The organism is Vibrio agarilyticus (genome assembly GCF_012641465.1).
GTDB classification, from domain to species: domain Bacteria; phylum Pseudomonadota; class Gammaproteobacteria; order Enterobacterales; family Vibrionaceae; genus Vibrio; species Vibrio agarilyticus.
On record NZ_JABAIK010000004.1, the window covers coordinates 253,355 to 266,257 of the forward strand.

Here is a 12,903-nt window from a genome sequence, read left to right on the forward strand (position 1 = left end):
GATTATTTTTTGATCGGCTTACGCGGACCCTTACGGGTGCGAGCATTGGTTTTAGTACGCTGTCCACGTAGTGGTAGACTGCGACGATGACGAAGACCACGGTAACAGCCAAGGTCCATAAGACGCTTGATGTTCATAGATACTTCACGACGTAGATCACCTTCTACAGTGTATTTAGCTACACCATCACGCAGTTGATCGATCTGCTCTTCAGTTAGTTCACTGATCTTAACATCTTCAGCAATACCCACGTCAGCTAGAATAGCTTTCGAGCGAGTCTTACCGATACCGTAAATTGCAGTAAGTGCAATTACAGCATGTTTCTGATCAGGAATGTTAATGCCTGCAATACGGGCCATTATTCACTCCTAGGGGTTCTTAAAAGAATTATCCGCAGCAAAGCCCGTAATGGATACGCTGCGGGATACTACTTCTTTTGCACGCAAAAGGTAGGCCGAGGAATATACTCGACGCTACCTTACATTTCAAGTAAAAATTTCTGCTAATTAGCCTTGGCGTTGCTTATGCTTTGGCTCACTGCAAATCACGCGTACAACACCGTTGCGCTTGATAACTTTACAGTTACGGCAGATTTTTTTAACGGAAGCACGAACTTTCATTGCTAAACTCCGTAAATGAAACTGAGTACCACCACCGCCTTAGCGGCCATAGCCTTTCAGATTCGCTTTCTTCAACACAGACTCATATTGTTGTGACATCATATGCGTCTGTACCTGTGCCATAAAGTCCATGATAACCACCACTACAATCAGTAGTGAGGTGCCGCCGAAGTAGAAACGAACGTTCCACGCGACCATCATGAATTCTGGGATCAGACAGATAAAGGTAATATACAGTGCGCCCGCAAGGGTTAGACGTGTCATCACTTTATCAATGTACTTGGCTGTCTGCTCGCCTGGGCGGATGCCGGGTACGAATGCACCTGACTTCTTCAGGTTATCTGCTGTTTCACGCGGGTTGAAAACCAACGCCGTGTAGAAGAAACAGAAGAAAATAATCGCTGCTGCATAAAGCATGACATACAAAGGCTGACCAGGGCTAAGAGCCAATGACACGTCAGTTAACCAACCGAACGCGCTGCTCTCACCGTTTTGACCAAACCATTGCGCCAATGTTCCTGGGAACAGAATGATGCTTGATGCAAAAATCGCCGGAATAACACCTGCCATATTAATTTTTAATGGTAGATGCGAGCTTTGCGCAGCAAACACTTTGCGGCCTTGCTGGCGTTTTGCGTAGTTGACAACGATACGACGTTGACCACGCTCCATAAACACCACAAAGTAAATAACTGCAAAAGCAATCACGCCGATTAACAGCAGAAGAAGTACATGCAATTCACCTTGACGCGCTTGCTCGATTGTTTGACCGATTGCCGATGGCAATCCAGCAACAATACCTGCAAAAATCAGCAACGAAATACCGTTACCAATTCCTCGCTCTGTAATTTGTTCACCTAACCACATGAGGAACATGGTGCCGGTTACTAAACTTACGGTCGCAATCAGCATAAACATGGTTTGATCGATAACGACCAGATTTTCGACCATGTTTGGTAAGCCAGTTGCAATACCTATCGCTTGGAAAATTGCAAGCACAAGCGTGCCATAGCGCGTATATTGGCTGATCTTACGACGCCCTGCTTCGCCCTCTTTTTTGAGCTCAGCTAACGCGGGATGAACTACCGTTAGCAATTGGACAACAATAGACGCCGAAATATACGGCATGATGCCCAATGCTAAAATAGATGCACGCTCAAGAGCACCACCGGAGAACATGTTAAACATTTCTACGATGGTCCCTTTTTGCTGTTCGAACAGATCGGCAAGTACAGCAGCGTCAATACCAGGGATCGGCACAAAAGAGCCTGCTCGGAATACTAAAAGTGCACCTAATACGAACAGTAGACGCGACTTTAGTTCACTTAAGCCGCTCTGAGCACTACGAAAATCTTGTCCTGGTTTCTTAGCCATCTGTACCTCTTCCCTCGAGATTATTCCTCGATTTTACCGCCTGCAGCTTCGATTGCAGCTTTAGCGCCTTTAGTCACGCGTAGACCTTTAACAGTGACAGCTTTGTTGATCTCACCAGAAAGAACGATTTTTGCAAATTCGATGTTCTTAGTGATAAGGTTCGCTGCTTTCAAGCTGTTTAGGTCAACAACATCACCAGTTACTTTCGCTAGTTCACCTAGACGAATTTCAGCAGACACTAGGCTCTTACGAGAAGTGAAACCGAATTTTGGTAGACGCTGTTTAAGAGGCATTTGACCGCCTTCAAAACCTGGACGTACTTTGCCGCCAGAGCGTGACTTTTGGCCTTTATGACCACGGCCACCAGTTTTACCTAGGCCAGAACCGATACCACGGCCAAGACGCTTAGGAGCGTGCTTAGAACCAGCAGCCGGCGCAAGAGTATTCAAACGCATTCTGATTACTCCTCAACTTTAACCATGTAGTAAACTTTGTTGATCATACCGCGTACGCACGGAGTATCTTCAAGTTCTACAGTGTGGTTGATACGACGAAGACCTAGACCACGCAAAGTCGCTTTGTGCTTTGGTAGGCGGCCAATTGAGCTTTTAGTTTGAGTTACTTTAATAGTTGCCATGGTGTTCTTACTCCGAAATAGCTTCAACAGTTAGACCACGTTTAGCAGCAACCATTTCTGGTGACTTAACGCTTGCTAGTGCATCGATCGTTGCACGAACGATGTTGATAGGGTTCGTAGAACCGTATGCTTTAGACAGTACGTTATGTACGCCAGCAACTTCAAGTACTGCACGCATCGCACCACCTGCGATAACACCAGTACCTTCTGCAGCAGGCTGCATGTAAACTTTAGAGCCCGAGTGGCGACCTTTCACTGGGTGGTGAAGAGTGCCTTCGTTTAGCGCGATAGTAACCATGTTACGACGTGCTTTTTCCATTGCTTTTTGGATCGCTGCAGGTACTTCACGAGCTTTGCCGTAACCGAAACCTACACGACCGTTACCGTCACCAACTACAGTTAGTGCAGTAAAGCTCATGATTCGACCACCTTTAACCGTTTTAGAAACGCGGTTAACTGCGATTAGCTTTTCTTGCAAATCATTCGCTTGAACTTGTTGTTCTTTAGCCATCTTCCAACCCTACCTTAGAATTTCAGACCAGCTTCGCGAGCAGAATCTGCTAGCGCCGCTACTCGACCGTGGTATTGGAAACCAGAACGATCAAATGCAACTGCAGTTACGCCTTTTTCAAGAGCGCGTTCTGCAACAGCTTTACCTACTGCTTGAGCTGCTTCGATGTTACCAGTGTATTTCACTTGCTCACGGATCGCTTTTTCTACAGTAGAAGCAGCTGCGATAACCTCAGAGCCGTTTGCCGCGATAACTTGAGCGTAAACATGGCGAGGAGTACGGTGTACTACCAGGCGAGTTGCACCAAGTTCTGCAATCTTACGACGTGCACGTGTAGCACGACGGATGCGAGATGCTTTCTTATCCATAGTGTTACCTTACTTCTTCTTAGCTTCTTTGGTACGCACATTTTCATCTGCGTAACGAACACCTTTACCTTTGTAAGGCTCTGGTGCGCGGTAAGAACGAATGTCAGCCGCAACTTGACCAACAAGCTGTTTATCACAACCAGTTAGCACGATTTCAGTTTGGCTTGGACATTCAGCTTTGATACCCGCTGGCAACTCGTGCTCAACTGGGTGAGAGAAGCCTAGGGTTAGACCTACAGCGTTGCCTTTGATAGCAGCACGGTAACCAACACCTTTAAGAGTCAGCTTCTTAGTAAAGCCTTCAGTAACACCGATGACCATGTTGTTAACAAGTGCACGTGCAGTACCTGCTTGTGCCCATGCGTTAACCACACCTTCACGAGGACCGAAAGTCAGGTTGTTTTCTTCCTGAGCGACAACTACAGCGTTGTTAAGAACGCGAGATAGTTCACCTTTCGCACCTTTTACAGTGATTTCTTGGCCGTTTAGTTTCACCTCTACGCCAGCTGGAATAGCGACAGGTGCTTTAGCAACACGAGACATATTCTACTCCTATTACGCTACGTAGCAGATGATTTCACCACCAAGACCTGCTTTACGTGCAGCACGGTCTGACATTAGACCCTTGGAAGTTGAAACGATAGCAATACCTAGACCACCCATTACAGAAGGAAGTTGATCTTTCTTCTTATAAACGCGTAGACCAGGGCGTGAAACACGCTTAAGTTGCTCGATTACAGGTTTAGCTTGGAAGTACTTAAGAGTAACTTCTAGCTCAGGTTTTGCTTCGCCTTCGACAGCGAAATCAACGATGTAACCTTCAGCTTTTAGTAGTGCAGCAATTGCAACTTTAAGCTTTGAAGAAGGCATTTTAACAGCAACTTTGTTTGCTGCCTGACCGTTGCGAACGCGGGTCAGCATATCCGCGATCGGATCTTGCATGCTCATATGATTTACTCCAAATGATTAAGTGGCAATTACCAGCTAGCCTTACGAAGTCCAGGAATCTCGCCTTTCATGCAAGCTTCACGAACTTTGATACGGCTTAGACCGAATTTACGTAGGTAACCGTGTGGACGACCAGTTTGGTTGCAACGGTTGCGCTGACGTGATGCACTTGAATCACGTGGTAGTGATTGCAGTTTAAGCACTGCATCCCAACGATCTTCTTCAGATGCGTTTACATCGCTGATGATAGCTTTTAGCGTTGCACGCTTTTCAGCGAACTTAGCTACTAGCTGTGCACGTTTTGCTTCACGTGCTTTCATTGATTGTTTAGCCATAACAGTAACCCTTCACCTTACTTACGGAATGGGAAGTTAAAGGCAGCCAGCAGAGCACGGCCTTCCTCATCAGTGCCAGCAGACGTCGTGATAGTGATATCAAGACCGCGCACTCGATCAACTTTATCAAAGTCGATTTCCGGGAAGATGATTTGCTCGCGAACGCCCATGCTGTAGTTACCGCGTCCGTCAAAAGACTTAGCGCTAACACCACGGAAGTCACGTACACGTGGAAGAGCAATCGAAATTAGACGCTCAAGAAAATCCCACATACGTTCGCCACGCAAGGTTACTTTACAACCGATAGGGTAGCCTTCACGAATTTTAAAACCTGCAACAGATTTACGAGCTTTAGTGATAAGTGGCTTTTGACCAGAGATCGTTGCCATATCAGACGCTGCGTTTTCTAGCAGTTTTTTATCGTTGATTGCTTCGCCCACACCCATGTTTAGGGTGATCTTTTCGATTCTAGGGACTTGCATGACGCTTGTGTAGCTGAACTGTTTGGTCAGTTCAGCGACTACAGACGACTTGTAGTAATCATGCAGTTTCGCCATAGTAGAACTCCAAATTACTTCTATTAGTTAGAAACGGTTTCGCCGTTAGACTTAAAGAAACGAACTTTCTTACCATCTTCGAAACGGAAACCGATACGGTCAGCTTTACCAGTAGCTGCGTTAAAGATAGCCACGTTAGAAACATCCATCGCCGCTTCTTGCTCAACAATACCACCTTGGATATTTAGAGCAGGAACAGGTTTCTGATGCTTCTTAACTAGGTTGATACCTTCAACGATAACTTTACCAGTTGCTAGAACCTTAGTTACTTTACCTTTCTTGCCTTTGTCTTTACCAGCAAGAACGATTACTTCGTCATTACGACGGATTTTAGCTGCCATTGTAGCGCTCCTTACAGAACTTCTGGAGCCAGTGAAACGATCTTCATGAACTTATCGCCACGAAGTTCGCGAGTCACGGGACCAAAGATACGTGTACCGATTGGTTGCTCAGTATTGTTGTTAAGCAATACGCAAGCATTTCGGTCGAAGCGAATGACAGAACCGTCAGGACGACGTACGCCTTTACGGGTGCGCACTACCACCGCCTTCAGAACATCACCTTTTTTAACTTTACCGCGAGGAATTGCTTCCTTGACAGTAACTTTGATGACGTCACCGATATGTGCATAACGGCGGTGAGAGCCACCCAGAACCTTAATACACATTACGCTGCGTGCGCCTGAGTTATCAGCTGCGTCCAGCATAGTTTGCATTTGGATCATGTTAGTGCTCCGCTAAATATTAAAACTAGACCCATCACGGGTCGGGCTGCCTCTTTAAAAGGGACGCGAATTGTACCACCCTTTTTCGTGATTGGGTAGTCAAAAAACAAACGGCTCCAATAAAATCTTGGAGCCGTTTCTTATAGAATGACGAAATTAAATTTTCGCTTTTTCTACAACTTTTACCAAAGTCCAAGACTTAGTCTTAGACAGTGGACGACACTCTGCGATTTCAACTGTGTCGCCAATGCCACACTCGTTGTTCTCATCGTGCGCGTGTACTTTAGTCGTACGTTTAACGAACTTACCGTAAATTGGGTGTTTTACGAAACGTTCGATAGCAACTACGATAGACTTGTCCATCTTGTCGCTAACTACACGACCTTGTTGAGTACGTTTTACTTCGCTCATTATGCGCCTGCCTTCTCAGTCAAAACAGTTTTCACACGTGCGATATCACGGCGTACAGCTTTAAGAGTATGAGTTTGCTGTAGTTGACCAGTTGCCGCTTGCATACGCAAGTTGAACTGTTCACGAAGCAAATTCAATAGCTCAGCGTTAAGCTCTTCAACGCTCTTTTCGCGTAGATCTAGTGCTTTCATCACATCACCTGCTTAATTACGAATGTCGTTTTGAATGGCAGTTTACGAGCCGCTAGGCGGAACGCTTCACGCGCCAATTCTTCAGGGACACCGCCCATTTCGTACATTACCTTACCAGGTTGGATTTGGGCTACCCAGTACTCAACGTTACCTTTACCCTTACCCTGACGAACTTCAAGCGGTTTTTCAGTGATTGGTTTGTCTGGGAACACACGGATCCAGATTTTACCTTGACGCTTAACGTGACGCGTCATTGCACGACGTGCTGCTTCGATTTGACGAGCAGTTAGACGACCACGGCCTACCGCTTTCAAACCGAAAGTACCGAAGCTTACGTCAGTACCTTTCGCTAGACCACGGTTACGACCAGTATGAACCTTACGGAACTTAGTACGTTTAGGTTGTAGCATCTGTCGACTCCTTACTTACGGCCTTTACGCTGCTTCTTAGGCTTGTCAGCCTTTGGCTCTACAGCGTTAGCTGCTGGCATACCGCCTAGGATTTCACCTTTGAAGATCCAAGTCTTAATGCCGATCACACCGTATTGGGTGTGAGCCGAAGAAGTTGCGTAATCAATGTCAGCACGTAGAGTGTGTAGAGGTACACGACCTTCACGATACCACTCAGAACGTGCAATTTCAGCGCCGCCTAGACGACCGCTTACTTCCACTTTGATACCTTTAGCGCCTAGACGCATAGCATTTTGTACCGCGCGCTTCATAGCACGACGGAACATAACGCGACGCTCTAGTTGAGACGCGATGCTGTCACCAACAAGCTGTGCATCAAGCTCAGGCTTGCGTACTTCAGCGATGTTAATTTGAGCTGGTACACCTGCAATTTTTGCTACAGCTGCACGTAGTTTCTCAACGTCTTCACCTTTCTTACCGATAACAACACCTGGACGAGCAGTGTGAATAGTCACACGGATGCTCTTAGCAGGACGCTCGATAACGATGCGTGATAGTGACGCTTTTGCTAGTTCCTTAGTTAGGAACTGACGTACCTTGAAGTCGCCGTCTAGGTTGTCAGCGAAATCTTTGGTATTAGCAAACCATGTAGCATTCCAAGGCTTAACGATGCCAAGACGAATACCATTTGGATGTACTTTTTGACCCATTGCTTACTCTCCTAGTCTCTTAGCGATCTGCTACAACAACAGTGATGTGGCTTGAACGCTTCAAGATACGATCCGCACGACCTTTTGCACGAGGCATAATACGCTTCATGACTGGGCCTTCATCTACGAAGATTTTAGCGACTGATAGATCGTCGATATCTGCACCTTCGTTGTGCTCCGCATTCGCGATTGCTGATTCAAGAACTTTCTTAACCAATACAGCAGCTTTTTTGTTGCTGAAAGTTAGGATTTCAAGTGCTTGATCAACTTTTTTACCACGAATAAGATCTGCAACTAAGCGAGCTTTCTGAGGCGAAATGCGAGCAAAGTTATGTTTAGCAATAGCTTCCATCATTTACTCCTTAACGCTTCTTAGCTTTCTTATCCGCAGCGTGACCGCGGTAAGTACGAGTTGGTGCGAATTCACCCAGTTTGTGACCGATCATTTCATCAGTTACAAATACTGGTACGTGCTGACGACCATTATGGACAGCGATGGTCAAACCGATCATTTGTGGAATGATCATTGAACGACGGGACCAAGTCTTAAGTGGCTTTTTGTCTCCGCTTTCCACCGCTTTCTCTACCTTCTTCAGCAAGTGTAGGTCGATAAATGGACCTTTCTTGAGAGAACGTGGCATGGCGATTCCTCTTTATAGATTATTTGTTACGACGACGTACAATGTACTTGTCAGTGCGTTTGTTCTTACGAGTCTTGAAGCCTTTAGTTGGCATACCCCATGGTGATACTGGATGACGGCCACCAGAAGTACGACCTTCACCACCACCGTGTGGGTGATCAACCGGGTTCATTACTACACCACGTACGGTTGGACGTACGCCGCGCCAGCGTGAAGCACCAGCTTTACCAAGTTCACGTAGCATATGCTCTGCGTTACCAACTTCACCGATCGTTGCACGACCTTCAGAAAGTACTTTACGCATTTCGCCAGAACGTAGACGGATAGTCACGTAAGTGCCATCACGCGCAACGATTTGAGCGTATGCGCCAGCAGAACGAGCAAGCTGACCACCTTTACCAGGCTTAAGTTCAACGTTGTGTACAGTTGAACCTACAGGGATGTTGCGCATTGGCAACGTGTTACCCGCTTTGATCGGCGCATCAACGCCAGACTGGATAACATCACCCGCTTTAAGACCTTTAGGTGCTAGGATGTAACGACGCTCACCGTCTTTGTAAAGAACTAGAGCGATATTTGCGCTACGGTTTGGATCGTATTCTAAACGCTCAACTGTCGCTGGGATGCCGTCTTTTGAACGTTTAAAGTCAACTAGACGATAGTGTTGCTTATGACCACCACCGATGTGACGTACTGTGATACGACCGTTGTTGTTACGACCACCGTTCTTAGAGTTTTTCTCTAGAAGAGGTGCGTAAGGCTTGCCTTTGTGTAGGTCAGCGTTAACAACTTTAACAACGTGACGACGACCAGCCGAAGTCGGCTTACATTTAACAATAGCCATTTTTCAACTACTCCTGTTATTCCGCGCCGCCAACGAAGTCAAGATCTTGACCTTCTTTCAAAGTAACGTACGCTTTTTTGACGTCAGAACGACGACCTTGGCGTAGACCTTGACGCTTGGTCTTACCCTTAGTGATAAGAGTATTTACAGACTTAACTTCAACTTCAAATAGCTTTTCTACAGCTGCTTTGATCTCTTTTTTAGTGGCATCTTTCGCTACTTTGAAAACGATAGTGTTCGCTTTCTCAGCAACCATTGTTGCTTTTTCAGAGATGTGCGGTGCACGTAGAACTTTTAGTAGACGCTCTTCAGTCATCATGCCAGCATCTCCTCAACTTGCTTAACTGCTGCTGCAGTCATTAGAACCTTGTCAAACGCAATTAGAGAAACTGGGTCAATACCAGCTACATCACGTGCGTCAACTTTGTACAGGTTGCGAGCTGCTAGGAATAGATTCTCATCTACTTCGCCAGTTACGATTAGTACATCGTTAAGCTCAAGCTCTTTTAGCTTAGCTACTAGCTCTTTAGTCTTTGGTGCTTCAACTGAGAACTCTTCAACAACGATTAGACGCTCTTGACGAACTAGCTCAGAAAGAATGCTCTTCATAGCACCGCGGTACATTTTCTTGTTAACTTTTTGGCTGTGATCTTGTGGTTTCGCAGCAAAAGTAACACCACCTGTACGCCAGATTGGGCTACGAATTGTACCAGCACGTGCACGGCCAGTACCTTTTTGACGCCATGGTTTAGCGCCACCGCCAGAAACTTCTGAACGTGTTTTTTGAGCACGAGTACCTTGACGAGCACCTGCTGCGTACGCAACAACTACTTGGTGTACAAGAGCTTCGTTAAACTCACGTCCGAAAGTAGTTTCAGAAACAGTTAGTGCGTTTGCACCTTTAACCATAATTTCCATTACTTACTCCTAGACGTTATGCTTTAACAGCTGGTTTAACGATCACGTTACCGCCAGTTGCGCCTGGGACTGCACCTTTAATAAGAAGCAGGTTGCGCTCAGCGTCAACACGTACGATCTCTAGGTTTTGAGTCGTTACACGCTCAGCACCCATGTGACCAGCCATTTTCTTGCCTTTGAACACGCGACCTGGAGTTTGACATTGGCCAATTGAACCAGGAGCACGGTGAGACAATGAGTTACCGTGAGTCATATCTTGAGTACGGAAGTTCCAGCGCTTAACAGTGCCTTGGAAACCTTTACCTTTAGATGTACCAGTAACGTCTACTTTCTTAATTTCGTTGAACAGTTCAACAGTCAGTTCAGCACCAACTTCAAACTCTTCACCGTTTTCTAAACGGAATTCCCAAAGACCGCGGCCAGCTTCAACACCTGCTTTCGCAAAGTGGCCAGCTTCTGGCTTAGAAACACGGTTAGCTTTCTTAGCACCAGCAGTAACTTGAATTGCTGCGTAGCCGTCAGACTCAAGAGATTTAACTTGAGTTACACGGTTCGCTTCAACCTCAACAACTGTTACTGGGATAGAAACGCCTTCTTCAGTAAATACGCGGGTCATGCCCACTTTACGTCCGACTAGACCAATCATTCTTTATCTCCCTTAACCTAGGCTAATTTGTACGTCAACGCCCGCAGCAAGGTCTAAACGCATTAGAGCGTCAACAGTTTTATCTGTTGGCTCAACGATGTCGATCAGACGCTTGTGAGTACGGATTTCGTACTGGTCACGAGCTTTCTTGTTAACGTGTGGAGAGATAAGAACTGTGAAACGCTCTTTACGAGTAGGTAGTGGGATTGGACCACGAACCTGTGCGCCAGTGCGCTTAGCCGTTTCAACGATTTCCGCAGTAGAAGCGTCGATTAGTTTGTAATCGAATGCTTTTAGGCGGATACGAATGCGTTGGTTCTGCATGAGACAGAGCTCCAATTATTAAAAATTACACAAACAATATCGCCACTCAAACTCGTCAAGACGAGAGAATGCCGATTGATTTATGTGAAACCGTAGTATCCTAATTGGATACATTGTCAGTTAATTTGGGTTGCTCACCCTGATACCAAAGGCATCAAGTACAACAAACAACACTTTTTAACCGCGAACATAAGCTGAGTATACATTACCTGAAAAATCCGAAGATTTGTCAGCTCCTCGCTGCTCATTGGTTCACAACTGGCTTAACCAGTGCGAGGCATTATACAGATTGAAAAGCGTGATGCAAGTCTTGTTGGAAAAAACAGCATTTTTTCGTGCGAGGTGCGAGGTGCGAGGTGCGAGGTGCGAGGTGCGAGGTGCGAGGTGCGAGGTGCGAGGTGCGAGGTGCGAGGTGCGAGGTGCGAGGTGCGAGGTAGAATGGCCGTTGTTTGGGCTCATGTCCACCCCGCTTTCATTTTTAAACTAATCTTCATCCACATATTGCGCTTGAAGGTAATTTTCTAAGCCGCTCATCTCAATTAAGCCTAGCTGAGTTTCGAGCCAATCAACGTGATCTTCTTCGTCTTCGAGAATATCGAGAAACAGATCTCGTGAGACATAATCCCTGACGTCTTCTGCGTACGCTATCGCATCTCGCAAATCGGGGATTGCTATCATCTCTAGCTTGAGATCGCACTCCAGCATCTCTTTTGGATCTTCACCAATCAAGAGCTTTCCTAAATCTTGTAAATTGGGTAAACCTTCGAGAAACAAGATGCGCTCAATAAGATGGTCCGCATGCTTCATTTCATCGATTGACTCATGGTACTCCTTGTCCGCGAGATGCTTGAGACCCCAGTCCTTGTACATTCGCGCATGAAGAAAATACTGATTAATCGCTATAAGCTCATTGCCCAAGATCTTATTGAGGTGTTGAATAATGATTGGATCGCCCTTCATGACAAAGCCCTCCTTAATGACTTCTATAAACTGTAGAAGCATTTAAGAAGGTGTCAAAGCGCAAAAAGACGAGTTAGCTTGCGCGGCGATATTGATTGATCAATGTTTCATCGATGATCTGTCTGGCTTGACGTAAACATTTGCCACATTGACTGCCAAGGCGCGTGCAACGTTTTATCCCCTTTAAGTCGGTGACTCCCTCTTCTGACACTAATCGTCTGATTTTCTTGTCTGAGACACCATGACAAAGACAAACGTACATATTTACGAACCTCTAAACCCAATAGACACACTGAATATAAACAAGAATAGTTTTCGTTACCAGTTGTATTCATCATGCCAATAGATCATTTTGTTCTAAGCGTTTCTTACGATTTTGCACGATCAATGAGTTAAGAAAGGATAGATTTTAAGTCACCAAACAGCCACATTAACCTTATGATTAAACAAGCCAAATTTAAGATAAAATCAAAAACCGCTTATAACTGTTTTATAGCAGAAGCAAATCTAAAAAATGAAAAAGGGAAGCCAAAGCTTCCCTTTTCTGTGCGAGCCTTTCAAACGAAAGGTCACTAGATATCGACTAATTCAAAGAATTAAGCGATGATCTTAGCAACAACACCAGCACCTACAGTACGGCCACCTTCACGGATAGCGAAACGTAGGCCTTCATCCATTGCGATTGGAGCGATTAGCTCAACGATCATTTGGATGTTGTCGCCTGGCATTACCATTTCTACGCCTTCTGGTAGAGAGATGTCACCAGTTACGTCA

Annotated in this window: 27 protein-coding genes; all 27 read right to left on the minus strand. The window is 45.7% G+C overall.

Annotated features, from left to right (window positions below; all coding sequences use genetic code 11):
* Positions 1-2 precede the first annotated feature (2 nt).
* Positions 3-359: a 30S ribosomal protein S13 gene (gene rpsM, locus HGP28_RS05935; protein ID WP_011078812.1), complete on the minus strand. Its 357-nt coding sequence runs from the start codon at positions 357-359 to the stop codon at positions 3-5.
* A 147-nt stretch (positions 360-506) separates the two neighbouring features.
* Positions 507-620 carry a 50S ribosomal protein L36 gene (rpmJ, locus tag HGP28_RS05940; protein WP_000868186.1) on the minus strand — a complete coding sequence of 38 codons (114 nt, stop codon included), beginning with the start codon at positions 618-620 and terminating at the stop codon, positions 507-509.
* 39 nt (positions 621-659) lie between these two features.
* Entirely contained in the window at positions 660-1,994 is a 1,335-nt protein-coding gene (gene secY, locus HGP28_RS05945; protein WP_168835538.1) for a preprotein translocase subunit SecY, read from the minus strand.
* Between the two features lie 20 nt (positions 1,995-2,014).
* Positions 2,015-2,449, minus strand: coding sequence for a 50S ribosomal protein L15 (rplO, locus tag HGP28_RS05950; RefSeq protein WP_168835539.1), 435 nt, complete (start codon positions 2,447-2,449; stop codon positions 2,015-2,017).
* Between the two features lie 5 nt (positions 2,450-2,454).
* Entirely contained in the window at positions 2,455-2,631 is a 177-nt protein-coding gene (rpmD, locus tag HGP28_RS05955) for a 50S ribosomal protein L30 (protein ID WP_004398455.1), read from the minus strand.
* A 7-nt stretch (positions 2,632-2,638) separates the two neighbouring features.
* Positions 2,639-3,142, minus strand: a complete 504-nt coding sequence (gene rpsE / locus HGP28_RS05960) for a 30S ribosomal protein S5 (RefSeq protein ID WP_168835540.1) — start codon at positions 3,140-3,142, stop codon at positions 2,639-2,641.
* A 14-nt stretch (positions 3,143-3,156) separates the two neighbouring features.
* Positions 3,157-3,510, minus strand: a complete 354-nt coding sequence (gene rplR, locus HGP28_RS05965; protein WP_168835541.1) for a 50S ribosomal protein L18 — start codon at positions 3,508-3,510, stop codon at positions 3,157-3,159.
* Between the two features lie 9 nt (positions 3,511-3,519).
* The gene (rplF, locus tag HGP28_RS05970) at positions 3,520-4,053 is read right to left on the minus strand and encodes a 50S ribosomal protein L6 (protein ID WP_168835542.1); all 534 of its coding nucleotides are present in this window, start codon (positions 4,051-4,053) and stop codon (positions 3,520-3,522) included.
* Between the two features lie 12 nt (positions 4,054-4,065).
* On the minus strand, positions 4,066-4,458 hold the full coding sequence (gene rpsH, locus HGP28_RS05975) for a 30S ribosomal protein S8 (protein WP_168835543.1): 393 nt from the start codon (positions 4,456-4,458) through the stop codon (positions 4,066-4,068).
* Between the two features lie 29 nt (positions 4,459-4,487).
* Positions 4,488-4,793 (minus strand): 30S ribosomal protein S14, encoded by a 306-nt coding sequence (gene rpsN, locus HGP28_RS05980; RefSeq protein WP_168835544.1) that lies wholly within the window; start codon positions 4,791-4,793, stop codon positions 4,488-4,490.
* A 17-nt stretch (positions 4,794-4,810) separates the two neighbouring features.
* The gene (rplE, locus tag HGP28_RS05985) at positions 4,811-5,350 is read right to left on the minus strand and encodes a 50S ribosomal protein L5 (protein ID WP_114787356.1); all 540 of its coding nucleotides are present in this window, start codon (positions 5,348-5,350) and stop codon (positions 4,811-4,813) included.
* A gap of 23 nt (positions 5,351-5,373) precedes the next feature.
* A complete protein-coding gene (gene rplX / locus HGP28_RS05990; protein ID WP_168835545.1) occupies positions 5,374-5,691 on the minus strand; it encodes a 50S ribosomal protein L24 in 318 nt (105 codons plus the stop codon).
* A gap of 11 nt (positions 5,692-5,702) precedes the next feature.
* Entirely contained in the window at positions 5,703-6,074 is a 372-nt protein-coding gene (gene rplN / locus HGP28_RS05995) for a 50S ribosomal protein L14 (protein WP_168835546.1), read from the minus strand.
* Between the two features lie 156 nt (positions 6,075-6,230).
* On the minus strand, positions 6,231-6,485 hold the full coding sequence (rpsQ, locus tag HGP28_RS06000; protein ID WP_168835547.1) for a 30S ribosomal protein S17: 255 nt from the start codon (positions 6,483-6,485) through the stop codon (positions 6,231-6,233).
* On the minus strand, positions 6,485-6,676 hold the full coding sequence (gene rpmC, locus HGP28_RS06005) for a 50S ribosomal protein L29 (protein ID WP_004398465.1): 192 nt from the start codon (positions 6,674-6,676) through the stop codon (positions 6,485-6,487). The genes rpsQ and rpmC overlap by 1 nt, the downstream gene beginning before the upstream one ends.
* Entirely contained in the window at positions 6,676-7,086 is a 411-nt protein-coding gene (rplP, locus tag HGP28_RS06010; protein ID WP_168835548.1) for a 50S ribosomal protein L16, read from the minus strand. The genes rpmC and rplP overlap by 1 nt, the downstream gene beginning before the upstream one ends.
* A gap of 11 nt (positions 7,087-7,097) precedes the next feature.
* Positions 7,098-7,796: a 30S ribosomal protein S3 gene (gene rpsC / locus HGP28_RS06015; RefSeq protein WP_075651044.1), complete on the minus strand. Its 699-nt coding sequence runs from the start codon at positions 7,794-7,796 to the stop codon at positions 7,098-7,100.
* A 19-nt stretch (positions 7,797-7,815) separates the two neighbouring features.
* On the minus strand, positions 7,816-8,148 hold the full coding sequence (gene rplV / locus HGP28_RS06020) for a 50S ribosomal protein L22 (RefSeq protein WP_168835549.1): 333 nt from the start codon (positions 8,146-8,148) through the stop codon (positions 7,816-7,818).
* 10 nt (positions 8,149-8,158) lie between these two features.
* On the minus strand, positions 8,159-8,437 hold the full coding sequence (gene rpsS, locus HGP28_RS06025) for a 30S ribosomal protein S19 (RefSeq protein ID WP_168835550.1): 279 nt from the start codon (positions 8,435-8,437) through the stop codon (positions 8,159-8,161).
* A 19-nt stretch (positions 8,438-8,456) separates the two neighbouring features.
* Entirely contained in the window at positions 8,457-9,281 is an 825-nt protein-coding gene (rplB, locus tag HGP28_RS06030; protein ID WP_168835551.1) for a 50S ribosomal protein L2, read from the minus strand.
* 16 nt (positions 9,282-9,297) lie between these two features.
* The gene (rplW, locus tag HGP28_RS06035; protein ID WP_168835552.1) at positions 9,298-9,600 is read right to left on the minus strand and encodes a 50S ribosomal protein L23; all 303 of its coding nucleotides are present in this window, start codon (positions 9,598-9,600) and stop codon (positions 9,298-9,300) included.
* On the minus strand, positions 9,597-10,199 hold the full coding sequence (gene rplD / locus HGP28_RS06040; RefSeq protein ID WP_168835553.1) for a 50S ribosomal protein L4: 603 nt from the start codon (positions 10,197-10,199) through the stop codon (positions 9,597-9,599). The genes rplW and rplD overlap by 4 nt, the downstream gene beginning before the upstream one ends.
* 16 nt (positions 10,200-10,215) lie before the next feature.
* Positions 10,216-10,845, minus strand: coding sequence for a 50S ribosomal protein L3 (rplC, locus tag HGP28_RS06045; protein WP_168835554.1), 630 nt, complete (start codon positions 10,843-10,845; stop codon positions 10,216-10,218).
* A gap of 12 nt (positions 10,846-10,857) precedes the next feature.
* Complete coding sequence (gene rpsJ / locus HGP28_RS06050; protein WP_004410492.1) at positions 10,858-11,169, minus strand: 30S ribosomal protein S10; 312 nt, start codon at positions 11,167-11,169, stop codon at positions 10,858-10,860.
* A gap of 483 nt (positions 11,170-11,652) precedes the next feature.
* On the minus strand, positions 11,653-12,129 hold the full coding sequence (gene bfr, locus HGP28_RS06055) for a bacterioferritin (RefSeq protein WP_168835555.1): 477 nt from the start codon (positions 12,127-12,129) through the stop codon (positions 11,653-11,655).
* A gap of 73 nt (positions 12,130-12,202) precedes the next feature.
* Complete coding sequence (locus tag HGP28_RS06060) at positions 12,203-12,391, minus strand: (2Fe-2S)-binding protein (RefSeq protein ID WP_168835556.1); 189 nt, start codon at positions 12,389-12,391, stop codon at positions 12,203-12,205.
* A gap of 334 nt (positions 12,392-12,725) precedes the next feature.
* The coding region (locus HGP28_RS06065) for an EF-Tu C-terminal domain-related protein (protein WP_500691549.1) at positions 12,726-12,903 on the minus strand (178 nt) is incomplete at its 5' end.